Here is a 22,672-nt window from a genome sequence, read left to right as displayed (position 1 = left end):
CACCGGCCTCAGGCCGGTGTGTTGCTTTGGGTCGCAGAGTCGGTTGGGCGGGGAGCCGAAAGGGACGGCTCGCTGGCGGTCGGTAACCCCATAACGCGGGGGTAGTGGCGCGGGTCGAGGCGCAGCACCAGCAGGCTCATCAGCAGTAAGCCCCCCAGTTGCCACTGCCAGGCAGCTGCGAAGTCGCTCACATAGTGATAGAGCCGTGCCGCCACCCAGGGGCCGGTGGCCGCCAGCATAAAGCCGAAGCCCTGCATCAGGGCGCTCAGTGTGCCCGCGCGGCGCGGGTCGGGCAGGTGATCGAGCGCAATCACCATGATGAGCGAAAAACTGCCGCCAAGACCGGCGCCGCACAGCATGCACCAGAGAATGGGGGAACTGGCTGGCGCCAGCCATAGGCCGCCGAATCCCGCCAGCTGCATGGCGATGGCAAGGCCCATCCACGGCCGTCGATCCAGACTGCGCGCCGCCAGCAGCGGCAGGCCGAGGCCGCTGGCGGTCTGCGCCAGCGCCAGCCAGGCGACCAGCTCGCCCGCCTGCGCGGGGCTCCATCCTTGCGCCATATAGGCGGGGGCCAGCCAAGCCACTACGATGCCGTAACCGCTGTTGATGATGCCAAAGCAGACGATCAGCAACCAACTGCGGGGCAAGGTGATCAGCCGCTGTTCGCCGTGGGGAATGGCGATTGCCGCGGCCCGAGGCAGACGCACTTTCCACCCTAGCCAGACGAGGGCCAGCAGCACCGGTAGGCTCCAGAGCGCCAGCGCCCGCGACCAGTCGAGGCTCACTGCCAGCCGTGGCGTGAGGCTGGCCCCCAGCGCCCCGCCCCCCATCATGCAGGCGGAGAAGATCCCCATCACCAGCGGTACCTTGTGGGTGAACGCCTGCTTGATCAGCGCTGGCAGCACCCCTTGCACCAGTGCCGACCCAAGGCCGCAGAGCGCGGCACAGGCGATCAGCAAATTGCCGCTCTGGGCATCGAAGCGCATAGCGCTGCCAATGCCGAGCAGCAGCAGGGCCGCCCCCAATAGTTGGCACGCACTGGCGCGCCGACGCAGGCTGGGGGTGAGCAGCACGCCAATCCCGATGAGCCAGAGCGGCAACAGGGTGAACCAGGCTAGGGTGTCCATCCCCAGCGACAGGGCGCGGCCAATCTCGCCGCTCAGCGGGCCGATGGCGGTAAGAAAGGGGCGCAGGTTCAGGCCAATCAGGATCACCAGCACCAGCAGGGCAAACTGCTGGCGGCGCGCCTCTGCCTGGCGTTCGAAAGTCCCTTTACTCATGATCAGGCGCTGCTTGTGTGGCTTGTTGTAACTGGGAGCCGTAGAGATCTGCCGCCGTCATGGTGACGGCCAGTTTGACCAGTGGCAGAGGTGGCGGTGCCAGCGGCAGCCCCAGCTTTTGATAAGCGGCGGTGCTGTCAAAGTCGAACGGCGCCGCATCGGCGTTATCAAAGGCGTAATAGACGGCGGCGATGCCGTTCATCACCAGCGCGCCGAGGCACATGGGGCAGGGGTGACCGCTGGCATAGACGATGCTGCCCGCGAGCGGCGCGCTCTGGCTTGCCTTGCGCAGCGCCTCCAGCTCGGCGTGACGGGTGGGATCGCCATCCAGATGAATGCCGTTGACCGCGCTCGCCACCAGCTGGTCATCGCGCACCAGCAGGGCGGCGAAGGGGCGACCGCCCTGCCGGTGATTTGCTCTGGCCAGTTGCACCGCCTGCTCCAGCCATTGTCGGTGAGTCTGGAGTGAGGTTGATGGGGTGAGCGAGCGAAGAGGGGTAGACGCTACAAGAGGCTGTGACATGATGAAAAACCCTGATTTGACAGAACAAATGCCAGCCTAGCGGCGAAAAAAGTCATTTGGAAATTAAATGATAGAATGAGTTTCAGTGGTTTTGTAAATGGAGCGCCCCATGCTGGATCCCCTGTTACTGCGCAGTTTTGTCGCCATTATCGACACCGGCAGCTTTACCCGCGCCGGTGAACGGGTCCATCTGACCCAATCCACCATCAGCCAGCAGATCCGCCGCCTTGAGCAGCAGCTTGGCTGCCCACTGCTGGATCGCGCTGGCCGTCAGGTGGTGGCGACGGCGGAGGGGGAAAAATTGCTGGGGCTGGCCCGCCGCATTCTGGCGCTGCTGGCACAGGCCGAGGAGCAGGTGAGCGAGGGGAGCGTGTCCCTCAGCCTCGGGGTGCCGGAGGATTTCGCCGCAGGGGCCATTACCCCGGTGCTGGCCGCCTTTGCCCGCGACTACCCCGAGGTGCGGTTGGAGGTGGAGAGCGGTCTGAGCCACCACATCTGGCAGCGCTTCGCTGCGGGGGAGCTGGATCTGGCGCTGGCCAAGCAGGTGCGCGGACAGGGCTCGCCGCTCGCCAGCTGGAGTGAGCCGCTGGTGTGGGTAGATAGCCGCGACTGGCCAGCGAAGGGGCGTGATCCGCTGCCGCTGGTCGCCTTCCCGAGCGAAGGGCTCTATCGCCAGCAGATGACCGAGGCGCTCGATGGTCTGGGTCGGCGCTGGCGCGTCGCCTATGTCAGCGCCAGTCTCGCCAGTTTGCAGGGGGCGGTGAGCGCGGGGATCGGGGTGAGCTTGCTACCCAAAAGGTTGATGCCCGCCGATCAGCTGGCCCTGACCCAGTGGCCCAAGGTGGCGCCGGTGGAGCTGGCCCTCCATGCCGGGGTAAGCGGGAGTGAGCCGCTCACCCGCTTGAGTTCGGCCCTGATCGCCCTCTGTGACGAGGTGATGGGGCCGCAGTGAGTGGCTATGTGGGGGAAAAACTTCTGTGGGGAAAAACTGGCGTCGGAAAGATAAGGCAGAAAAAGTGCGGGGAGGGATCAGTGATCCTTCCCCTCCGCCAGCTTGCGCTCGTAATCCTGTTTCACAATGGCCAGTGCCGCCAGCACCAGCTCGGGAGCCAGCTGGTTGGTCTCCAGCAGTTCAATCAGATCCACCGCGAGTTTTACCTCGGGCGGGGCAGTTTCCAGTGACATGGGCAGGGTTCCGGTTGCGGGAAGAGGGGGGATTATACAGGGGCGCCGCCGCAGGCCGAAAGTGCCCGCTGTATCGGGAAGGGGAATCACCAGGGTCAGAGGTGCTGGCGCATCTCCTTGTCGATCTCCTCGCGCAGGGCGATGAGCTTTTTGGCGTACTGCTGCAACTGCAGATCGCTCTCGCTCACCGGTTGCCACTGAGGTACCGGGGTCGGCTTGCCCTGCTCATCCATCGCCACAAAGATGATGATGCAGTGGGTGGTCTTGTGGCGCTCGGTCTTGGTGGGGTGGCGGCTGTAGACATCTACCGCCAGATGCATGCTGGTGGTACCGGTGTGGATCACCTGGGCGTGCACCTCTACCAGCTGGCCAATCTGGATGGGGCGCAAAAAGCGGATCCCCCCCACATAGACGGTCACCGCATAGCCGCCACACCAGCCAGCGGCGCAGGCATAGCCCGCCTGATCGATCCACTTCATCACCATGCCGCCATGCACCTTGCCGCCGAAGTTGACGTCAGAGGGTTCGGCCAGAAATTGCAGGGTCAGTTCGCGGGGGGGGATCATGCTCTCTCCTTGGTTCGGGGTCATTGACGGTAGCTCTTGCGGTAGGCGTCAGCCTGTTGGCAGGGGGGCAGGTTGTTGAGGTCGGGCCGCTTGTTGCCCTCGCGCTGGCCGAAGCTGGCGAACTCCTGCTGGCACTTGTCGGCCTTGCCGCCCTCCTTGATGCAGGCGTCGATCCGCTGTTGCTTGCCCTGCTCGACCAGTTGCTGCTGAGCTTGCTGGCAGGCGGCATCCAGCTTGGCCTGCTGGGCTGAGCGATCCAGCTCGCTGGCGGCACTGGCAGTGCCGCACAACAGCAGAACCACGAAAGGGGTTATGATGCGCATCCTGATGCTCCTTGTTGACCTGTTTCAGGTATACCGCGAATGGCGGCAGGATGCACAGGGGACGGCGCAATAATGGGGCCCATTCACTCTTGGTTCATGACGCCAGCGCCAGCATGGGGCGAACAATAGCGAGGTGTCACGATGAAACAGATGCTGGAACAGTTGCTGGGGGCTGGCAAAGGCTGGCTCAACGAAGGCGGAGACAAGCGCAAGGGGCAGATGCAGGGGGCGCTGGCCGGTGGCGCGCTCGGTCTGCTGCTGGGCAATAAAAAAGTGCGCAAATATGGCGGCAAGGCCGCTGCCGTGGGCGGCGCGGCGGCCCTTGGCGGGCTGGCCTACAAGCTCTATCAGGATTGGCAGGCCCAGCAGGCGGCACCGGCCCAGCCCACCCATCCCATCAGTGGGCTGGAAGGCAATGCGCTGGATGCCCGCGCGGCGCTTTTGGTGCGCGCCATGGTGGCAGCAGCCCGGGCCGATGGCCATATCGATGGTGCCGAGCGCCAGAAAATTCAGGAGTATCTGACCGAACAAGGTCAGAGCGATGTCGCCCGCTGGATTGACGCCGAGCTGGCCCGCCCCCTCGATCCCCACGCGCTGGCGCGGGAAGTGACCGACATGGAGCTGGCCACCGAGGTCTATCTCGCCTCCCTGCTCGCCATCGAGGTGGATCACTTTATGGAGCGAGGCTATCTCGACGAACTGGCGCGCGCCCTCAAGCTCGATGACAACCTCAAAGGCAGCATCGAGCGGCAGGTGGCCCAACTTAACGCCCCCGCCTGATACCCCTCATCGCCATGGATTGCCGATAACGCCCCGCTCAAGGGGCGTTGTTGTTTCTGCTGCCCGCCAAAAGATACGGATGAGCCTATTTGGATTGCGGGACACAGCCCCTAAGATGGCGCAGGACCATCACCATTTTTGCAAGGAGCAACCGTTGGAGATACGCAAGGCAAGCGAACTGGATATCGACGCCATTGTCGAGCTGAACCGGCAGATAGGAGAGATCCACCATCAACACTATCCCGAGGTGTTCTGCCCCCCTTCGACAGAGGCGCGGGCATTTTTGCTGAGCGCCATTGCCGCAGAAGGGCGTCTGTTCTGCGTTGCCGAGCAGGATGGCTGGGTGGTGGGCTTTTTGACGGCGCGGATAGACATCAATGAGAGCGTGCCTTTTCTCACCCGTGCGCCGATTTGCCGTATCGGCTCCGTGGTGGTGGATGAGCAGCACCGCTCCCGCGGGATTGGCAAGGCGCTGATCGCCCATTGCGATGAGTGGGCCAAGGCCCGTGATGCTCAGCAAATCCGGCTGGAGGTGATGGCCTTCAACGAGCGTGCCCAAGCGCTCTACGAGGCGCTGGGCTTCAAGGTGCAGTCGCAGATCATGGCCAGATAACCAGTTTCTGATGGCGAGCCAAGGCGCGTCACTCCCCAACTACACAAGCCCGTTACGGGCCTTTGTTCGTTTCGTCAGCGGCTCTTTACCTCGTTACTTTTCACCGAGCTGCGCGGCAATCAGCTCCGCCAGTCGGGTGAGGGCCTGCTCCAGCTGTTCGCTCCAGGGATGGGAGCTGTTGAGGCGCAGGCAGTGGTTGTGTTGTCCCTGACTGGAGAAGAGCGCGCCGGGGGCCACTGAAAAACCGCTGCCCAGAGCCTTGGCGTGCAGGGCGCGGCTGTCGAAATGGGCAGGCAGCGCCAGCCAGAGGAAGTAGCCGCCATCGGGGGAGGAGATCCGCACCTCGTCCGGAAGCAAGCGCTGCAGGGCCGCCCGCATCTGCTGCTGGCGCTGGGCCAGGGTGTGGCGCAGGCGGCGAAAGTGGGCATCGACCCCGCCCTGGCGCAGCATCTCGGCCAGAGCAAGCTGGCTCGGTACATTGGTGGAGAGGGTGGACATCAGTTGCAGCCGTTGCACCCGCTCGGCATGGGGCCCCGCCACCACCCAGCCGACCCGAAAGCCCGGCGCCAGACACTTGGAAAAGGAGCTGCAGAGCAGGCTGTCGCCACGCTGATCCCAGTGGCGGATCGGCTTGGGGCGCTCGCGGCCGAAGTAGACCTCCGCATAGACGTCATCCTCCACCAGCGGCACCCCATGGCTGTTGAGCAGTGCCATCAGCCCCTGTTTGTGTGCATCGGGCATGGTGTGGCCGAGCGGGTGCTGCACATTGCCCATCAGCCAGCACGCCTTGACCGGCATTTGGCTGAGGGCGTCTTCCAATAGCGCCAGATCGATACCCACCCCCGGGATGACCGGGATCTCCACCGCCTTGAGTTTCAGCCGCTCGATGGCCTGCAGGGCGCCATAGAAGGTGGGGGACTCCACCACCACCCAGTCACCGGGCTCGGTCAGCACCTGCAGGCTGAGGGAGAGCGCCTCCATGGCGCCGGTGGTGATGATGATCTCCTGCGGATTGACCGCCACCCCGTCACTGGCGTAGCGCTGGGCGATGGCGCGGCGCAGCGCTTCGTTGCCGGGGGGCAGGTCGGCCACCGTGCTGAAGGGATCGAGCTTGCGCATGCAGCTGGCCAGGGCCCGCCCGAGCTGGGGATGGGGGAACAGGGTCGGGTCTGCTACCGACATGCCAAGGGGCACCAGATCCCGCGATTTGCTCGCCTGCAACACCTCGAACACCAGATCGTTGATATCCACCGAGCCGCTGTAGTGGGTCTGGCTCGGGGTGTGCTGCACGACCTGTGGTGAGGCGGCTTTGACGTAGTAGCCGGACTGGGGGCGGGCGAGGATCCGCCCCTGACTCTCCAGCAGCTGATAGGCCTGCAGCACAGTCATCGGGCTCAGGTTGTGGGTCTTGCAGCTCTGGCGGATGGAGGGGATCCGCTCCCCCGGTTGCCAGATGCCGTCATCGATCTCGCGGTTCAGGCGTTCGGCCAGTTGTTGGTAAAGAGGCATGATCTGGATCAACTGTTATAGGTGCTATTCACTATAACTGCATCTGTTATAGGTGTCATGCTCCGTGATGTACTTGTCACGCACGAAACGTGCAAGGCAAATACAACAAAAGAGAGTGACGCATGATCAATCCGGATGACGTGGTCAGCCTGTCTCGCCTGCAATTTGGCGCCACGGCCCTGTTCCACTTCCTGTTTGTGCCCCTCACGCTGGGGCTGTCCTGGATCCTGGTGATCGCCGAGTCGGCTTATGTGATGACCGGCAAGGTGATCTATCAGGACATCACCCGCTTCTGGGGCAAACTGTTTGGCATCAACTTCGTCATGGGGGTCACCACGGGGATCACCATGGAGTTTCAGTTCGGCACCAACTGGGCTTACTACTCCCACTATGTGGGGGACATCTTCGGTACCCCGCTGGCCATCGAGGGGCTGATGGCCTTCTTCCTCGAATCGACCCTGGTGGGGCTCTTCTTCTTCGGTTGGGACAAGCTCTCCCGCGGCAAGCACCTGCTGGTGACCATGCTGGTGGCGCTCGGCTCCAACCTCTCGGCGCTCTGGATCCTGATCGGCAACGGCTGGATGCAAAACCCGGTGGGGGCCGAGTTCAACCTGCTGACCCAGCGCATGGAGCTGGTGGATATCGCCGCCGTGCTGTTCAACCCGGTGGCGCAGGTGAAGTTCGTTCACACCGTCGCGGCGGGCTATGTGGCGGCCTCCATGTTCGTGATGGGGGTGAGCAGCTGGTATCTGCTGCGCAAGACGGAAGTGCAGTTTGCCCTGCGCTCCTTCGCCATCGCCTCCGGTTTCGGGCTGGCGGCCATCCTCTCGGTCATTGTGCTCGGGGATGAGTCGGGCTATCGCACCGGCGAGGTGCAGAAGGTTAAGCTCGCCGCCATCGAGGCGGAGTGGGAGACCGAGCCAGCCCCTGCGTCATTCACCCTGTTCGGCTTCCCGGATCAGCAGGGTGAGACCACTCACGCCGCCATCAAGATCCCGTATCTGATGGGGATCATCGCTACCCGCTCCATCGACGAGGCGGTGACCGGCCTCAAGGATATCAAGGTGCAGAACGAGGCGCGCATTCGCAGCGGCATGGTGGCGGCCGAGGCCCTCGACCAGATCCGGCAGGGCGATGACAGCCCGGCCAACCGCGCCCGCTTCGAGCAGCACGGCAAGGATCTCGGCTACGGCATGCTGCTCACCCCCTATGCCAGCAATATCGCCAAGGCCGGTGAGGCGGAGATTGCCAAAGCGGTCGATGACTCCATCCCGCCTGTGGCACCGCTCTTCTGGGGCTTTCGGGTGATGGTGGGGCTTGGCGTCACCATGTTGGGGCTGATGGTGGTGAGCTTTGTCCAGCTCTGCCGCAACCGGCTGCAAGACTCGCCACGGCTGCTCAAGACCCTGCTCTGGAGCATTCCGCTGCCCTGGATTGCCATCGAGGCGGGCTGGCTGGTGGCCGAACTCGGCCGTCAACCCTGGACCATCAGTGACGTGCTGCCGGTCTCGGCCTCGGTCTCTTTGCTTCAGCCGGGCCAACTCTGGTTCAGCCTCATCGCCATCTGTTCCATCTACACCCTGTTGCTGGTGGTGGAGCTGTTCCTGTTGCGCCATGTGATCCGCAAGGGGCCCGCCATTCTCCATACCGGCCGCTACAGCGGTGAACAACCCGAACTTGCGAGGATCGCCTGATGGATTACGCAACCCTGAAACTCATCTGGTGGGCGCTGGTGCTCTTCATGATGGTCGGTTTTATCGTGATGGATGGCTTCGATCTCGGCATCGCCATGCTGCTGCCGGTGGTGTCGAAAGATGACGACGACCGCCGTCTGGTGATCAACAGCGTGGGACCGGTGTGGGAGGGCAATCAGGTGTGGCTGATTGCCGGTGCCGGCGCCCTGTTCGCCGCCTGGCCGCTGGTTTATGCCGCCGCTTTCTCGGGGCTCTACATCCCCATGGTGGTGCTGCTGCTCGGGCTCTTTCTGCGTCCGGTCGGTTTTGACTATCGCAGCAAGCTGGCCGATCCGGTGTGGCGCCGCTGGTGGGATCGGGCACTGGTGGCGGGTGGCCTGATACCGGCGCTCATCCTCGGTGCGGCTATCGGTCTGGTGATGGAGGGGCTGCCGTTTCGCTTCGACACGGCGCTGCGTCTGCACTATGGCGCCTTCGACTTCCACTGGGGCTGGTTGCTCTCGGTGCTGGCCACTGCCATCAGCCTGTTGCTGCTGCACGGCGCCGGTTTTCTGCAAGCCAAGGTGACTGGCACCCCTGCGCTGCGCGCACGGGGGATCGCCATCCTGCTGGCCCCGCTGGTGAGCCTCTGCTACCTGCTGGCCGGCTGGCATCTGGTGGACCTGCAAGGGTTTCAGCTGACCGGTGTGGGCACACAACCCTTTGACCCGAATGCTGCCATCAGCCCGCTGATGAAGGGGGTGATCCCCCACGCCGGAGGCTGGCTGCGCAACTACTTTGACTATCCGCTGCTGTGGCTGGTGCCGATCATCGGGACGCTGGCGCCGCTGGTGAGCGGGATTGCCTCCTGGCTGGAGCGGGGCCGAATTGCGCTGCTGGCCAGCGCCATCGCCTGCGCCGCCATGCTCTGCTCGGTGGCCATCGCCCTGTTCCCCTTCGTGCTGCCCTCATCCCTCGATGCGGTCAGCAGCCTGACCCTGTGGGACAGCACCTCCAGCTACAAGACCCTGGCCATCATGTTCGGCCTCGTGCTGGTGCTGATGCCGGTCAACCTGGGCTACACCGGCTGGGTCTATCGGGTGGTACGCGGCAAGCTCGACCGAGCCCGCATCAAGCGCGATAGCCATCAACTCTACTGACCTCAAGGGATCTGCTATGTGGTACTTCACCTGGATTTTGGGCCTCGGATTCGCCCTGCTGCTGGGCCTGTGCAACCTGCTCTGGCTGGAAGCGCGCTGGCAGGCGGACGAACGGGACGGTAACTGACGGCGGGTGGCTCGCGCCCCGCCATGGCCGGTGGCTGGCGTTCACTCGTCGCCATCGGCCCCTCTATCCCCCCTCTTTAAACGACACAAACGACACAAACGACACACTTTCAACCGACAACCAACCGACAGGTAATTGTGATGAAACAGAGATTGAAAGCGGTGGCGCTGGCCATCGGGTGCGCGCTCACCGTCGCCCCGGCCTGTGCCGAACCGGTACAACTGACGCCACTGGATAAAACCTTCACCCTGCAGGTGCTCGGCAGTGGCGGCCCCATCTCCGACGACCTGCGTGCCTCCTCCAGCGAGGTGATCTGGTGGAAGGGGAAATCCCGCATCCTGATCGATGCCGGTGGCGGCGTCTACCTGCGCTTCGGCCAGGCGGGGGCCAAGCTCGAAGAGGTCGATTTTATCGGCATCACCCACTTTCACACCGATCATGTGACCGACCTGCCCGCCCTGCTCAAGGGGGCCTACTTCTTCGAGCGCAGCGATCCGCTGGATCTGGCGGGGCCAGAGGCCGGCTCGGCCTTCCCCAGCATGAGCGGCTACTTTGATGCCCTCTTCAACAAGGACAAGGGCGCTTATGCCTACCTGAGCGGCTTCAAGGATGGCACCGATGGCCTCTTCCCCATCACCTTGCACGATGTGCCCTACCAGAGCCCGCAGCCCCACACCGTCTATCAGCAGGATGGGCTGACCATCACCGCCCTCGGCATCCCTCACGGTGACGTGCCCTGTCTGGCCTATCGCATCGAGAGCGCCGAGGGAACCATCGTTATCTCTGCAGATCAGAACGGCAGCAACCCGGCCTTTGTGCCGTTTGCCAAGGGGGCCGACATTCTGGTGATGCCGCTCGCCATCCACGAAGGGGCCGACCCTGTCTCCGCCTCGCTTCACGCCAAGCCGTCGGTGGTGGCCAAGATTGCCGCCGAGGTGAACCCCAAGCTGCTGGTGCTCAACCACTGGATGGGGGTCGGCCTCAATCACAAGAAAGAGGCGATGGCCATCGTCAAACAGCAGTTCCACGGCCAGATCGTGGCCGCCCGCGATCTCTCCAGCTACCCCGTTTCATCCGTCAAGGAGTCCGCCCATGAGTAACTCAAGCAGCAACAAAACCACCGGCAAACTGACCCTCTCCATCGCCATGACCAGCCTGATTGCCCTCACTCCGGGGCTGGCGCTGGCGGTCACCCCGAGCGATGCGCCGGTCAAGGCCGCCCCCAGCGAACAGCACGGCGGCAAGTGTGCGGCGGGCAAGTGCGGCACCGAGAAGCGCTTCGAGAAGCAGGCCCTCGACAGTGATCCGCAGGGGCGGCTGGTGCGCGCTCGCGATGGCAAGTGTGGCGTGGTGGGAGAGGGGATTGATGGCAATACATCCAGCCAGGGCAGCAAGATGACGGAGGGGGTATGCGGCCAATAAGCTCCCGCAGTCGGGGGATCGGGCTGCGTCAGGAGCATCTGGATGCGCTCTGCTCCGGCCCCGTCCGCCCCGGCATCGACTTTCTCGAGCTGGCGCCGGAGAACTGGATGGCCATCGGCGGCGCCAGGCGCGAGCAGTTGCACCGGATCGCCGAGCGGTACCCGCTGGTGGCCCACGGCCTCAGCCTCTCCCTCGGCGATTGCCAGCCCCTCAATCGCACCCTGCTCAGCCAGATCCGCACCTTTCTGGACGAGTTCGGCATCGAGATCTACAGCGAGCACCTGAGCTTTTCCCGCGACCAGCAGGGTTATCTCTACGAACTGCTACCGGTGCCGCGCCAGTGGGAGAACATCCCCTATCTGGCCGAGCGGATCGCGCAGGTGCAGGAGGCGCTGGCCCGCCCGCTGGTGCTGGAAAATATCTCCTACTACCACGGCTATGACCACGAGATGCCGGAGGAGGATTTTCTCGCCGAGCTGGTGGCGCGCAGCGGCTGCGAGCTGTTGCTCGATATCAACAACGTCTTTGTGAACAGCCGCAACCACGGTTACTGCCCCAAGCGGATGATTGCCGGGCTGCCGAGCAGTGCGATCAGCTATTTTCATATCGCCGGTCATCTGGAAGAGGCGGATGGCACCTTGCTGGATACCCATGGCAAACCGGTGTGCGAGGCGGTGGTAGCGCTGGCCCGTTATACGGTGCAGACCCACGGCCTGCGCCCCCTGCTGCTGGAGCGGGATCACCATCTGCCACCGCTGGCAGAGCTGGAGGCCGAGCTGGCGCGGGTGCACGGCGCCTGTTGCGAGGCGATCGACAGTCAGGTGCGGGAGGTGCGTTATGGGTAGACGGTTATCTCTGATCACTGCGCCCAAAACGGCGCCGCAGCGGATGCAGCTGCAGACCGCCTGGCTGGCGAGCCGGGTGCGGCTGCCGCAGGATGGCATCGCCAGCCACTATGCCCGCAGCGTGCGTGCCAATGTGGAGTCGGTGCTGGAGAGTGCCTTTGTGCTCACCCACGCTCATTGGGCGCCGGTGGACAGGTGGCTGCTGGTGGAGGGCTTTGTTATCCAGCACGGCGCCGAGACCCCCGAGTTTCACCATATCGCCACCGAGTTTGTCCGCTATGTGCAGCATCGCCACAGTGAGGGCTCTCTCAACTGGCCCAAGCAGCGGCTGGCGCTGCTGGAGTACGAGTGGGCCTGCCTCTGTGTCGAGATTGATGAAGGGGTGGTGCCGCAAGTTATATCGGGGGTTGAGGTGACGGCGGAGAGTCCGCTTGTGCTCAATCCCACCCTGCAACTGCTTGAGCTCCCCTTTGCCATTCGTCGCAGCGGCGTGGTGCCGACCCGGCAGGGCAACCACTTCTATGGCCTGTTTCGCAGCCCGGAGCATCAGGTGGTGACCCAGCGGTTGCGCGAATGGGACGTGGCGCTGATCCAGTTGCTGCAACAGCAACCGGGGATCACCCAAGCCGCGTTCCTGCAACAGGTACAACAGGTTCGCAGCGACTTTGATCTGAGCGAGTGGGCACGCCATTTTCACCGGCTGGGTCTGCTGACCTTGCCCGTCGGTGAGCGCCAGACTGGCACTCCCTTGCCCTCATTTAGCAAACACCAAGGAGAATTCCCATGAACAACACCCTGATCCAGTGGTACGAGCGGGCGGTAGCCCAGTGCAAGCGGCTCGATTTTCTGGCCCTGCTGGCCATTCGCCTCTATCTCATTCCGGTCATCTATGTGGGGGCCCACTCCAAGGTGATGGGGTTTGCCGGCACGGTCGCCTGGTTTGGTGCCCCGGTCTCGGAAGGAGGGCTCAACCTGCCGTTCCCGACCCTGCTCGCCTTTCTGGCGGCGGGCACCGAGGTGCTGGGTTGCATCTGCATCGCCCTTGGCCTCTTTACCCGCATCATGGCCATTCCCACCATCTTTCTGATGAGCGTGGCGAGTGCCATGGTGCACTGGAAGCACGGCTGGGATGCCATCGCCACCGGCAGCATGGAGGCCACCTTGCGCCTCAACGGCTTTATCGAGTGGCTGGCGGCGAACTTCCCCGGTCGTTACAACTACATCACGGAGCTCGGGGATCCCGTGATGCTCAACAACGGGATGGAGTTTGCCGCCACCTACTTCGTGATGCTGCTGGTGCTGCTGGTTTACGGCGGGGGCCGCTACGTCAGCCTCGACTACTGGCTCAAACGTGCCGTGACCGGCAAAGCAGGCGTGCAACAGGCGGCATAAGGCTTGCCCACGGATAACAAAAACCATAACGACAGAGCGTGAAAAACAGCGAGCGGCCGAGGGCCGCTCGCTGTTTTTGTGCTGTGTGGGGAGAGTGTCAGCTGCGTCAGCCGCTACTGGTAGCGGCCGACTGCGATGGGGGACTCCTGCTCAATCTGGCCAAGGCGCTCGGCCCACTGAGCGAGCCAGGCTTCCCGCTCTTCTTGCGAGACCCGCACCGGTGCATAACAGATATGGGGGCGCAGCACATCGAAGCCGACAAATTGCAGGATCCCGCGCTGGATGGGGCGCAGCACCCCGTCGATATCGCCGTTGAAGCCGTCGGGCAGATAGGTCTCGGTAGGGCCGCCGGTGGTGAGGCTCAGCAACGCCCGCTTGCCGCGAAACTTGCCGCTCTCGTAGATATGACCCTGACCGTAGACCCGCCCCATGGCAAAGACTCTATCCACCCACCCCTTGAGGATGGCGGGCAGACCAAACCACCAGAGCGGGAACTGGAAGATCAGCAGATCGGCCGCCTCCAGCTTTTGCATCTCCTGCTCCAGCAGCGGGGCGAAGCTGCCCTGCTCGGTGGCAGCCAGCTCTTCAAGCTGCAGCTTGAGAAAATCGGGATCGCTGGCGGCGGTGAAGTTGCGCCGATCCGAGACGGGATCAAAGCCCATGGCATAGAGATCGCTGGTCATCACCGTGTGGCCCGCCTGCTCCAGCGCCCTGATGGCGTGGCAGAAGAGGGCACCGTTGAAACTTTTGGGTTCGGGATGGGCATAGACGATAAGCACCTTCATAACAGACTCCGTGGCAAATGATGCGAGGGTGACAGGCTTGGTTACTGAAAAAGTGACTGAAACAGTTGCTGAAATAGTTGCCGGGTTGACGCTGTGTCACAGCATAGAAGCCTGCCGCACCGATTGCAGCAGGCGCCACGCCCTTGCGTGACGCCTGCTGGCGCAGCTTATGCCTGACAGGCGGCGAGCCGGACGGCTTCGCGGCGCTCGCTGACATGGGTCAGTCCGTAGGCCAGCAGTACGATAAGGGCGCCGATCCAGGGGGTGTGCATCAGGCCGAGGTGCTCCACCACCAGGCCACCGACGACGGAGCCCAGCGCGATGCCAACGTTGAAGGCGGCGATATTGAGGCCGGAGGCCACATCCACCGCCTTGGGGGTGTGCAGCTCGGCCTGTTTGACCACCAGCACCTGCAGACCCGGCACGTTGCCGAAGGCAAAGGCGCCCCACACCAGCACGGTCAGCACGGCCAGCACCGGATGGGGGGCGGTGAAGGTGAGGGCCAGCAGCACCAGCGCCAGACCGGCAAACAGCAGCTTGAGCGCCGGCAGGGGACCCATCTTGTCGGCCAGCTTGCCACCCCAGATATTGCCGATGGCGACCGATACCCCGTACACCAGCAGGATCAGGCTCACCGCACCGGCGCTAAAGCCGCTCACCTGCTGCAGGATGGGGGCGAGGAAGGTGAAAGCGGTGAAGGCGCCGCCATAACCGAGGGCGGTCTTGGCGTAGACCAGCAGCAGCGGCTTCTTGGTCAGTACCGAGAGTTGCTCGCGGATGGTCGAGGCTGCTCCCTTGGGCAGGTTGCCCGGGATCAGCAGCAGGCTACCCACCATGGCGATGAGGCCCAGCAGGCTTACCACCAGAAAGGTTTCACGCCAGCCAAAGACCTGACCAATCCAGGTGCCGAGCGGTACGCCTGTCACCAGCGCCACGGTAAGGCCGCTGAACATGATGGCGATGGCGCTCGCTGCCTTCTCTTTGGCCACAAGACCCGTGGCGATGGTGCTGCCTACCGAAAAGAAGACCCCGTGCGCCAATCCGGTCAGGATGCGGGCCACAATCAGGCTCTCGTAACCGGGGGCCTGCCAGGCCAGCAGGTTGCCGGCGGTAAAGAGCGCCATCAGCCCTACCAGCAGCCACTTGCGCGGCACCTTGCCGGTCAGCGCTGTGAGCACGGGGGCGCCGATGGCTACGCCAAGGGCATAGAGGCTGACCAGAAGGCCCGCCGAGGGAAGCGAGACATTGAGCTGCTCGGCAATGGTGGGGATAAGCCCCACGATCACAAATTCGGTGGTGCCTATCGCAAAGGCACTCAGGGTAAGGGCAAATAACGCCAGTGGCATAACAACTCCTTGGTTAGGGACTCCCGACGGGAGAATGGCGCCAGTATGCCGATGGGTTTTGTTGGCAAAAATGACGGTGACATCAAATTACTTTTGCCAAATCAGCAGCAATGGCGATGAGTAGGAGGGGAATGGGAGAGACAAGAGTGGCCGCAAAGAGGGGGGAAGAGAGATGAGATCGAAGTGACTGGAAAGCAGAGACAAAGCGTGTTGAGCGAGTAGGGTATAAAGAGGAAACGGGGGCGGGGGTAATGGAAGGAGACAGGGTTGGCTGAACCTGCTGTGCGTGGGGGAATGAGCAACGAGTGAGATGAAAGGGCAAAAAAAGCGGGAGGCATGATACCTCCCGATTTTGCTGAAAAATGTCGTTGAGCGTTATTTGCACCCTTCTCCCGTCGGGAGAGGGGATAGTTCGCAGTTGCAATAGGCTCGTGAGAGTTGCCGGTATCCGCCGTCGAAGCAAGAGAGCCCATGTCTCCCTTCCCGTTTAATCCCAATCTGGTGCAAAGTCCGGGTTGGCGCAGCGCTCACCCCGATCCAGCGTGGCGATGGCGGCCATCTCCTCGCTGCTCAAGGCGATATCGAGAGCGGCCAGATTGGCAGCCTGATTCTCCCGCTTGGTGGAGCTCGGGATCACTGTCATGTCCTGCGCCAGCAGCCAGGCCAGCGACACCTGTGCAGCCGATACCCCGTGGCGTTTGCCAATCTCCATCAGCAGCGGCTCGCTCAGCACCTTGCCATAGGCGAGCGGCATATAGGCGGTGACGGCGATACCGTGGGCCTTGCAGAACTCGACCACCTTGCGGTTTTGCAGCAGGGGATGAACCTCGATCTGCTGGTGGGCGATGGCCCCAGGCCCCAAAATCTCGATAGCCTGTTTGAGCTGGGCCACGGTGAAGTTGGAGACCCCGATCTCCCGGGTCAGGCCCCGGGCCTTGGCCTCGGTCAACTGCTCCAGATAGACTGCCATCGGCACTTCATCTTTGGGGGAGGGCCAGTGGATCAGCGCCAGATCCAGATAGTCAGTGCCCAGTTTTTCCAGGCTTACCTCCAGGCTCGGGAGCACCTTGCCCGGGCCAAACTCGCTGGTCCACACCTTGGTGGTCAGGTAGATCTCGTGGCGGGCAACAGTGCTGCGGGTCAGCACGGCGCCGACTTCGGCTTCGTTGTCATAGATCTGGGCGGTATCGATATGGCGATAGCCCAGCTCCAGACCGTTGGTCAGGGTGGCAAGCAGCGGCTCGCCCTTCAGGCGGAAGGTGCCCAGACCCATGGGTGGCATATTGATCATCTTATTCCTCAATGGGGTGGTGGTTGGCCCTTGATGGGCTGAACAGAAACAGGCTCTAGGGCCAGTCAGGCGCCCAGTGGCTGATAGCGGCGAATGGTGCTGCTGGCAAACCAGGGCTCGGCCTTGGCGACAAATTCGGTAAAGTGGGGTTGGCCCTGATGGGCGGTGAGGGCCGCTTCGCTCTCCCACACTTCGTAGAGCATCCAGCTGTGGGGATTGTCCAAGTCTTGGTGCAACTGATAGCGCTGGCAGCCCGCCTCTTGCAGCGTGGCCGCAATCAGCGGCTCAAGGGCGGCGCGAAACTGGGCGGCGAATTCGGGTTTGGCTTCAAGCTGGGCAATCACAATCACGGGTGATGACATCTGAACCTCCTTGGCAAAAACGAAGGGTCAGTATGCCTGCCGTGACTTGCTGGAAACAGGGCGCTGGTTGCAAAACAGTATTGAGGGGAGAGCAGCAATGGGATCCGATAAATGACACCGACAAAGTCGGTGTCAAGTGATAGTTAGAGCTGTATAGACTTGCGTAGTTATTATGGAATAGCCAAGATACAGCACTTTTTTTTCAGTTGTTTAGCTTGATATCTGATGCTGTCTCTCAAAAACAGAAGCATGGTGCTGATCTATCTTTTCATTGACATAGTTGTCGGTGGCCTTCACCAAGTCTTTTATAAATCTGATTACTTTTTCAAGTTCGTCACGTTTAATCAAATGAGCTGATGGAATTCCTGAGTTTATAGGTTTTGATCGATGGGCTGCATCCCCACGCTTCTTAATCCATTGATTCAATGTTGATCTGGCTTTATCTGGCTCGTAATTTGACCACCGCCACCCTTCAGTGACATCAAACCCTAAATAGTCTTGAAAAATTCGTTTTGTTTTATCGGAGCTAGGGTTGTGGAATGTTTTCAAATCTGTATGAAGTTTTTTAATATAAAATCACCAAGATAGCTACCTTGAACAATCGCAAGCTTTTTATGCATTTCTTCGACAACACGATCTTCTACATAGGTTTCCCATGCAGTGAGTGCCATTACAAGTCCTGCTCGTTTTAGTACTTCGCTGTTTGGTGGAGGTGGGTTTGCATTTACAGTATCAAAATGGGCTAATAACTCTTCAGCATCCTTTATTGCGTATTCAAATCCTTGAATTGCTTTTGACATAATCCCTTCCAGATAAAACGGTATTTAAATATTGTATGGTTGGTATTCAATGTATGGATATGAAAAACATATATACAAGAGCAGCATCATGCTAATAACAAACATTAGCATTGAATGTCGATGATACTTCATTGTTTCCAAAGAATTGCATCGGCAAGATCACAAAACAAGTTATTAATTAGTATTTTTAGATATTTGTAAGAGATCACGGCTGATTATGGATATTGTTGGGGCGCATCGTGTGGATGCTTCTCCCACTAACCCATCACGCACAAGCCGGTTCAGCCCAGACGGCAAACTCATTGCCGCTGGGCTCAACGAAGTGGAAACGACGGCCACCGGGAAAATCGAAAAGAGGGCGGTTGATGATGCCTCCGTGTTGGCTCACCTTGGCTTGGGTCGCTTCAATATCTGCGCTGTAGAAGACCAGCAGGGCGCCGCCCTGATCTGTCAGGTTGCACTGATCCGCCCGATAGAAGCCGCCATCCAGCCCCTCATCGGCAAAGGCGCAGTAGTCGGGGCCGTAATCGACAAATTGCCAGCCAAATACGGCCTGAAAGAATGCCTTGGTAGCGGCAAGATCTCGCGCAGCAAACTCCACATAGTTCAGTTTTTCATGGGCTTTCATTCAGTTCGTCTCCCTCATCATCAGCATCGCTGGGCTCAGCAAGTTGTTCCCACGGGGTCAGTGTAAGCTGCTTGTGCCGTAGCCAGAGGATACTCGCCATAATGAGGCCGATTAATCCCGCAAAAATGGCGGTTTGACGTAGAGCAAATAGCAGATCCATCCCCATGGGTTGCCAGCTGAAAAACCACAACAGTATGCTCCAGATCAGGCCAAGGCCGATGCCAAATACCAGAAAGTTGGTAAGCCAGCCCTCGTAATGTGGCGGTTTGACAGACCAACCCAGTCGGCGCAACAACCAGAACAAGGGGGGATTGTAGTTGGACTGCCATACCCCTTTGTTAGCCAGTTCCTGATGGGCGGCGGTCAGCCGCTCTTCAAATGTCATGGTATTCATCCTTGTGAAATAAGTGGTGCCATACGGTGCTTTTCAGGCTGCATTGTACTGACAAATCGCGGGCATGATGTGGGCTCGCGGTCACGTTCTTTTTCTGTAGAAAAAAGAACTGGCCTCACCGCACGCTTGCCAATCCACAGCGGCTGCGCCTATAAAGGCCCATTACTCTTGTCCGGATAACAGCAATGAAGACCCATTCTGATGAACTGACCCTGTTTGTGGCGGTGGTGGAGGCGGGCAGTTTTCGCCAGGCGGCGGAGAACCTCGGCATGGACAACTCGGTGGTGAGCCGTGGCATCAAGCGGCTGGAGGAGAAGCTCTCAACCGTTTTGCTCAATCGCACCACCCGCCGGGTCAGTCTGACCGAGGAGGGGAGCTGGTTCTATCAGCGGGCGGTGAAGATCCTGACCGAGATGAGCGAGGCGGAGGGGCATCTGCTGATGCGCCGGGAGCAGCCGGAGGGGATCTTGCGGGTCGATGCGGCCACTCCCTTTATCCTGCACCGGCTGGTGCCGATCATCGGCGAGTTTCGTCGTCGTTATCCTGCCATCGAGTTGCAGCTGCACAGCTCGGAGGGCTTTATCAATCTGATGGAGCGGCGGGTGGACATGGCCATCCGCATCGGCGAGCTGACCGACTCCTCCCTGCGTGCGCTGCCGCTGGGCCGTTCGCGGTTGCGGCTGCTGGCCTCTCCCGCCTATTTGAGCGAGCGCGGCACCCCGCGCCAACCGGCGGATCTGCTGAGCGGTCACGAGTTGCTTGGCTTTTTGCATCCCGATCACCTCAACCACTGGCCGCTGCTCAGTGCCGAGCAGGGTGATCGCTTTGCCATCACCCCCAGTCTGCGTGCCAGCAGCGGCGAAACTTTGCGTCAGCTAGCGCTGGCGGGGCAGGGGATTGTTTGTCTGTCGGATTTCATGACTGGGCCGGATCGGGAGAGCGGCGCGCTGGTGGAGGTGCTGGCCCGCAGCAACAGTGGCGCCTCGCGACCCATCAACGCGGTCTTCTACTCTGATGCCCAGCGGGATATCCGATTGCGGGTCTGGCTCGATTTTCTTAAAGAGCAGCTTGGCAGCCATACCCTGTAGTTCAGGTTGGTTTGTGCGGTTTGTTTGAACGGTTCGTCGCTGCGGTTTGCTTGGCGAAGAACAAGCCGCACCCTCGTTGCGGCCCATCAGCATTAGCCTGGCGGCAGATAAACAGACGGCCGACTTGAGGGTCGGCCGCCGGTTCGGGAAGGTGTGTGAGGTGAAGCGCAGTTAGCGGGGTGGTTTGCCCCATACCCAGCTGAGCAAGGCGCCGCCGATCACCGGCGGAATGGCCAGCAGCAGGGTCCACTGCCAGGAGAGGCCGCCGACGGTGGCGGCCAGTACGATGCAGGTGAGCACCACCAGTTGGGCCACCATCATCAGGAAGGTGCCTTCGCGGGGGGTCAGGGTCTCTTTTTGAGTGGCGACGTGGGCTACGGGCGCTTGATTGGTGGTGGGTTTCATGGCGATATCCCTCTGTTGAGTCTGATATCACTAAGCAATGGCCGTTCCACATTTTTTCATGTTAATTATCAATGACTTGCAAGGCTTGTCGTCATTCCCGTTTCGAGAGCGCAGGCAAAATGATTTGCAAAATGAAAACGCCACCCTGCGGTGGCGTCTTGGTTATTGAGAGGGAGAGGGGGAAGCGCCGGGTCTAGCCAATCCGGTATTGGCGGATCTGCTCGTCGATGGCTTTGGCCAGTTCGAACAGTTCGCGGCTGGCGGCATTGCTCTCCTCTGCGTGTTCACGCTGATGCTCGGCCACCATGGCCAGCTCGTCAAGCGCAGCTCTGGCTTGCCCCATCTGTTGATCCTGAGCTTGTGCCAGCGCGCTGATTTCGTTGAGTTCCCTTGCTGTCTGGTTAATTTGGCTGGTGGCATCGACCAGCACCTCTCTGGCTTGATGCATCCGGCTATAGCCCTCTTCGCTCAGGGTGTGGGAGCCTGCCATCGAGCTGCTGGCCTGCCGGGTACCCTCCTGCAGACGCAAGATAAGATCCTGCACATCCTTGGTGGCGGTCTGGGTGCGCACCGCCAGTTGGCGCACCTCGTCGGCCACCACCGCAAAGCCCCGCCCCATATCCCCTGCCCGGGCAGCCTCGATAGCGGCATTGAGGGCCAGCAGGTTGGTCTGGTTCGAGACATCGCGGATGAGGTTCATGATCTGGGTGATGTTGTTGCTGTCCTTGACCACCTCTTCAAGCAGCGCGGACGAGGTGCCGATGCTGCTGCGCAAAGTATCGAGACGATCGGCACTCTGGATCACATCCTGTTCGACACTGAGCATGTGGTCAGCGATGCGTTGGGTTACGTCGCTGACCCCCTCGGAACGGCTGGCGATCTGCTCGGCATTGCTGCCGATGGCAGCGACTACATTGGTCAGTTCTTGGATGCTCCTTGCCTGCTGGCACGCTTCTCCCGCCAGTGCCTGCGCCTGATGAAGGGTTTGCGAGGATTGGGCGGAGAGGGCACTCCCCGATTGTTGGAAGCGGGAGAAGCTCTGGTTAAGACTCTGGATCAGCCGGTTGAAGCTCTGGGCCATCTGGCCCAGCTCCGACTCGTCGGAGAAGTCGAGGCGGGTCGCCAGATCCCGATCGGCGGTGATGTGGTGCATGCCATCGGCAGCCTGACGAATCGGGCGACTGATGGAGTGAGCCAACCAGGCGGAGGCCAGCATCGCCAGAGTGCCGATGGCGAGCGACACCATGATGATGAGCTGGCGTGACTCATGTAATCCCTCTTCCAACTCGGCGCTGCTGATCTCGCCAATCAGCAGCCGGTTGAGGGTGGGGATGTAGCGTACAGCAAGAAGGTAGGTTTCTCCCTCCAGCGTCAGTGCCTCAACTGCCACCTGTTCCCCAGCCTTGGGGATAAGCCGTTTGACGGTATCGAGAAAGGATTGTTGATGGTGAGCGGCATCTTTTTGCTCCAGTGCGGGGTGGATCTCGATATTGCCTTCCATGTCCGCCAGATAGACCTGACCGCTCTTGCCGATCCGATAGCTGCTGATGAGCTTGCTCAGGGTGCTCATGTCGATGGAGGTACCGGCCACCGCCAGGGTATTGCCCTCGTGGGTGACGGCGGTGTTGATATAGAGGGAGGCTCGCTGGTTGAAATCGGAGATGTCGAGATTCAGTTCGTAAGGTTGATTGCGCTGGAGAAAACCGTAAAACCACTCATCTTTCGGGTCTGACTCGCTCAGCGCTTTCTGGGCGGTGGGGCCGTCACTGAAGTTGAGCAAGGTGTTGGTCTGGCGAGGGGCAATAAAGACGTTACCGCCGAGACGTCGTTGCAGAGCCTGAAAGTAGCGCTCCATCTCGGGCCACTCAGCTTCTGGCATGCCAGCGGTCAGCCAGTCGATGACGAAGCTGTTGCTGGCGAGCGCTTGCGCCTCGGTCAGGTGCTGGGTCAGCTGGGCGGTCAGCTGGTTGGCAATGCGGTCCACACTGCTTGGCAGCTCATAGCGTTCGACCCGCTGCTGTGCCTGCGTGTGGGATATCTGCTCGAGGATCAGGGTGATGCAACTGATGGCGATAACCATCAGTATCGCTACGCCGGAGAGGATCCGGGTGCGGATCCCGAGCCCTGACCAGAGTGAGTGCAGTGTAAAACGGTGTATCGCCCTCTCCATAT

Annotated in this window: 26 protein-coding genes and 1 pseudogene; 12 read left to right on the top strand and 15 right to left on the bottom strand. The window is 61.2% G+C overall.

Annotated elements, in window-relative coordinates; genetic code table 11:
- Positions 1–8 precede the first annotated feature (8 nt).
- A complete protein-coding gene (locus G5193_RS16455) occupies positions 9–1,283 on the bottom strand; it encodes an MFS transporter (protein WP_421206468.1) in 1,275 nt (424 codons plus the stop codon).
- Positions 1,276–1,806 (bottom strand): nucleoside deaminase, encoded by a 531-nt coding sequence (locus G5193_RS16450; protein ID WP_279491854.1) that lies wholly within the window; start codon positions 1,804–1,806, stop codon positions 1,276–1,278. The genes G5193_RS16455 and G5193_RS16450 overlap by 8 nt, the downstream gene beginning before the upstream one ends.
- Before the next feature lie 109 nt (positions 1,807–1,915).
- On the opposite strand from G5193_RS16450, the gene G5193_RS16445 reads away from it, so the two are divergent.
- Entirely contained in the window at positions 1,916–2,758 is an 843-nt protein-coding gene (locus tag G5193_RS16445) for a LysR family transcriptional regulator (protein WP_421206465.1), read from the top strand.
- Positions 2,759–2,835: 77 nt separating this feature from the next.
- Here the strand turns inward: G5193_RS16445 and rsmS are convergent, their stop codons facing one another.
- From rsmS to G5193_RS16430, 3 genes are all read right to left on the bottom strand, one after another.
- A complete protein-coding gene (gene rsmS, locus G5193_RS16440) occupies positions 2,836–2,991 on the bottom strand; it encodes a pleiotropic regulatory protein RsmS (RefSeq protein WP_074042636.1) in 156 nt (51 codons plus the stop codon).
- A gap of 95 nt (positions 2,992–3,086) precedes the next feature.
- On the bottom strand, positions 3,087–3,557 hold the full coding sequence (locus G5193_RS16435) for an acyl-CoA thioesterase (RefSeq protein ID WP_421206463.1): 471 nt from the start codon (positions 3,555–3,557) through the stop codon (positions 3,087–3,089).
- A 20-nt stretch (positions 3,558–3,577) separates the two neighbouring features.
- Positions 3,578–3,880 carry a hypothetical protein gene (locus G5193_RS16430; protein WP_088869296.1) on the bottom strand — a complete coding sequence of 101 codons (303 nt, stop codon included), beginning with the start codon at positions 3,878–3,880 and terminating at the stop codon, positions 3,578–3,580.
- A gap of 141 nt (positions 3,881–4,021) precedes the next feature.
- Here G5193_RS16430 and G5193_RS16425 point away from each other — a divergent pair, with 141 nt between their 5' ends.
- Together G5193_RS16425 and G5193_RS16420 are read left to right on the top strand one after the other, a co-directional pair.
- Complete coding sequence (locus G5193_RS16425; RefSeq protein WP_042656069.1) at positions 4,022–4,660, top strand: tellurite resistance TerB family protein; 639 nt, start codon at positions 4,022–4,024, stop codon at positions 4,658–4,660.
- 154 nt (positions 4,661–4,814) lie between these two features.
- Positions 4,815–5,273 carry a GNAT family N-acetyltransferase gene (locus tag G5193_RS16420; RefSeq protein ID WP_421206461.1) on the top strand — a complete coding sequence of 153 codons (459 nt, stop codon included), beginning with the start codon at positions 4,815–4,817 and terminating at the stop codon, positions 5,271–5,273.
- Positions 5,274–5,366: 93 nt separating this feature from the next.
- On the opposite strand, the gene G5193_RS16415 is transcribed toward G5193_RS16420, so the two are convergent.
- Positions 5,367–6,782, bottom strand: coding sequence for a PLP-dependent aminotransferase family protein (locus tag G5193_RS16415; protein ID WP_421206460.1), 1,416 nt, complete (start codon positions 6,780–6,782; stop codon positions 5,367–5,369).
- A gap of 122 nt (positions 6,783–6,904) precedes the next feature.
- Between G5193_RS16415 and G5193_RS16410 the strand changes: the two genes are divergently transcribed.
- The 8 genes from G5193_RS16410 (at position 6,905) to G5193_RS16375 (ending at position 13,401) form a co-directional block, all read left to right on the top strand.
- Positions 6,905–8,476 carry a cytochrome ubiquinol oxidase subunit I gene (locus G5193_RS16410; RefSeq protein ID WP_033135850.1) on the top strand — a complete coding sequence of 524 codons (1,572 nt, stop codon included), beginning with the start codon at positions 6,905–6,907 and terminating at the stop codon, positions 8,474–8,476.
- Positions 8,476–9,615 (top strand): cytochrome d ubiquinol oxidase subunit II, encoded by a 1,140-nt coding sequence (gene cydB / locus G5193_RS16405; RefSeq protein WP_106843987.1) that lies wholly within the window; start codon positions 8,476–8,478, stop codon positions 9,613–9,615. Before G5193_RS16410 ends, cydB begins: the two co-directional genes overlap by 1 nt.
- 16 nt (positions 9,616–9,631) lie before the next feature.
- On the top strand, positions 9,632–9,742 hold the full coding sequence (gene cydX, locus G5193_RS16400) for a cytochrome bd-I oxidase subunit CydX (RefSeq protein ID WP_005337572.1): 111 nt from the start codon (positions 9,632–9,634) through the stop codon (positions 9,740–9,742).
- 140 nt (positions 9,743–9,882) lie between these two features.
- Positions 9,883–10,842, top strand: a complete 960-nt coding sequence (locus G5193_RS16395) for an MBL fold metallo-hydrolase (protein ID WP_042081514.1) — start codon at positions 9,883–9,885, stop codon at positions 10,840–10,842.
- The gene (locus G5193_RS16390; RefSeq protein ID WP_421206457.1) at positions 10,835–11,164 is read left to right on the top strand and encodes a hypothetical protein; all 330 of its coding nucleotides are present in this window, start codon (positions 10,835–10,837) and stop codon (positions 11,162–11,164) included. The genes G5193_RS16395 and G5193_RS16390 overlap by 8 nt, the downstream gene beginning before the upstream one ends.
- Positions 11,152–12,009: a DUF692 domain-containing protein gene (locus tag G5193_RS16385; RefSeq protein ID WP_201995465.1), complete on the top strand. Its 858-nt coding sequence runs from the start codon at positions 11,152–11,154 to the stop codon at positions 12,007–12,009. The genes G5193_RS16390 and G5193_RS16385 overlap by 13 nt, the downstream gene beginning before the upstream one ends.
- A complete protein-coding gene (locus tag G5193_RS16380) occupies positions 12,002–12,796 on the top strand; it encodes a putative DNA-binding domain-containing protein (RefSeq protein ID WP_266135076.1) in 795 nt (264 codons plus the stop codon). Before G5193_RS16385 ends, G5193_RS16380 begins: the two co-directional genes overlap by 8 nt.
- Positions 12,793–13,401, top strand: a complete 609-nt coding sequence (locus G5193_RS16375; RefSeq protein WP_064338242.1) for a DoxX family protein — start codon at positions 12,793–12,795, stop codon at positions 13,399–13,401. Before G5193_RS16380 ends, G5193_RS16375 begins: the two co-directional genes overlap by 4 nt.
- 113 nt (positions 13,402–13,514) lie before the next feature.
- On the opposite strand, the gene G5193_RS16370 is transcribed toward G5193_RS16375, so the two are convergent.
- The 7 genes and pseudogenes from G5193_RS16370 to G5193_RS16340 form a co-directional block, all read right to left on the bottom strand.
- Positions 13,515–14,186: an NAD(P)H-dependent oxidoreductase gene (locus G5193_RS16370; RefSeq protein WP_421206455.1), complete on the bottom strand. Its 672-nt coding sequence runs from the start codon at positions 14,184–14,186 to the stop codon at positions 13,515–13,517.
- 167 nt (positions 14,187–14,353) lie between these two features.
- Positions 14,354–15,532 (bottom strand): MFS transporter, encoded by a 1,179-nt coding sequence (locus tag G5193_RS16365; RefSeq protein WP_201995468.1) that lies wholly within the window; start codon positions 15,530–15,532, stop codon positions 14,354–14,356.
- 487 nt (positions 15,533–16,019) lie between these two features.
- A complete protein-coding gene (gene dkgB / locus G5193_RS16360) occupies positions 16,020–16,823 on the bottom strand; it encodes a 2,5-didehydrogluconate reductase DkgB (RefSeq protein ID WP_421206452.1) in 804 nt (267 codons plus the stop codon).
- Between the two features lie 65 nt (positions 16,824–16,888).
- Positions 16,889–17,185 (bottom strand): putative quinol monooxygenase, encoded by a 297-nt coding sequence (locus tag G5193_RS16355; RefSeq protein ID WP_064336428.1) that lies wholly within the window; start codon positions 17,183–17,185, stop codon positions 16,889–16,891.
- A 210-nt stretch (positions 17,186–17,395) separates the two neighbouring features.
- Positions 17,396–17,985, bottom strand: a pseudogene (locus tag G5193_RS16350) (HEPN domain-containing protein).
- A gap of 265 nt (positions 17,986–18,250) precedes the next feature.
- Positions 18,251–18,613 (bottom strand): VOC family protein, encoded by a 363-nt coding sequence (locus G5193_RS16345; RefSeq protein ID WP_227342406.1) that lies wholly within the window; start codon positions 18,611–18,613, stop codon positions 18,251–18,253.
- Positions 18,600–18,998, bottom strand: a complete 399-nt coding sequence (locus tag G5193_RS16340; protein ID WP_227342407.1) for a DUF6404 family protein — start codon at positions 18,996–18,998, stop codon at positions 18,600–18,602. Before G5193_RS16340 ends, G5193_RS16345 begins: the two co-directional genes overlap by 14 nt.
- A gap of 194 nt (positions 18,999–19,192) precedes the next feature.
- On the opposite strand from G5193_RS16340, the gene G5193_RS16335 reads away from it, so the two are divergent.
- Positions 19,193–20,095 (top strand): LysR substrate-binding domain-containing protein, encoded by a 903-nt coding sequence (locus tag G5193_RS16335; RefSeq protein ID WP_042081961.1) that lies wholly within the window; start codon positions 19,193–19,195, stop codon positions 20,093–20,095.
- A 171-nt stretch (positions 20,096–20,266) separates the two neighbouring features.
- Here G5193_RS16335 and G5193_RS16330 read toward each other — a convergent pair whose 3' ends face one another.
- Both G5193_RS16330 and G5193_RS16325 read right to left on the bottom strand, forming a co-directional pair.
- A complete protein-coding gene (locus tag G5193_RS16330) occupies positions 20,267–20,500 on the bottom strand; it encodes a hypothetical protein (RefSeq protein WP_421206449.1) in 234 nt (77 codons plus the stop codon).
- Positions 20,501–20,693: 193 nt separating this feature from the next.
- Positions 20,694–22,670 (bottom strand): methyl-accepting chemotaxis protein, encoded by a 1,977-nt coding sequence (locus tag G5193_RS16325; RefSeq protein WP_421206447.1) that lies wholly within the window; start codon positions 22,668–22,670, stop codon positions 20,694–20,696.
- Between the last annotated feature and the right edge of the window lie 2 nt (positions 22,671–22,672).

Source organism: Aeromonas sp. 601027, from assembly GCF_049174455.1.
GTDB lineage: Bacteria > Pseudomonadota > Gammaproteobacteria > Enterobacterales > Aeromonadaceae > Aeromonas > Aeromonas veronii_A.
The sequence above is the reverse complement of the archived record's forward strand: the minus strand, read 5'-3'. Positions and strand labels throughout refer to the sequence as shown.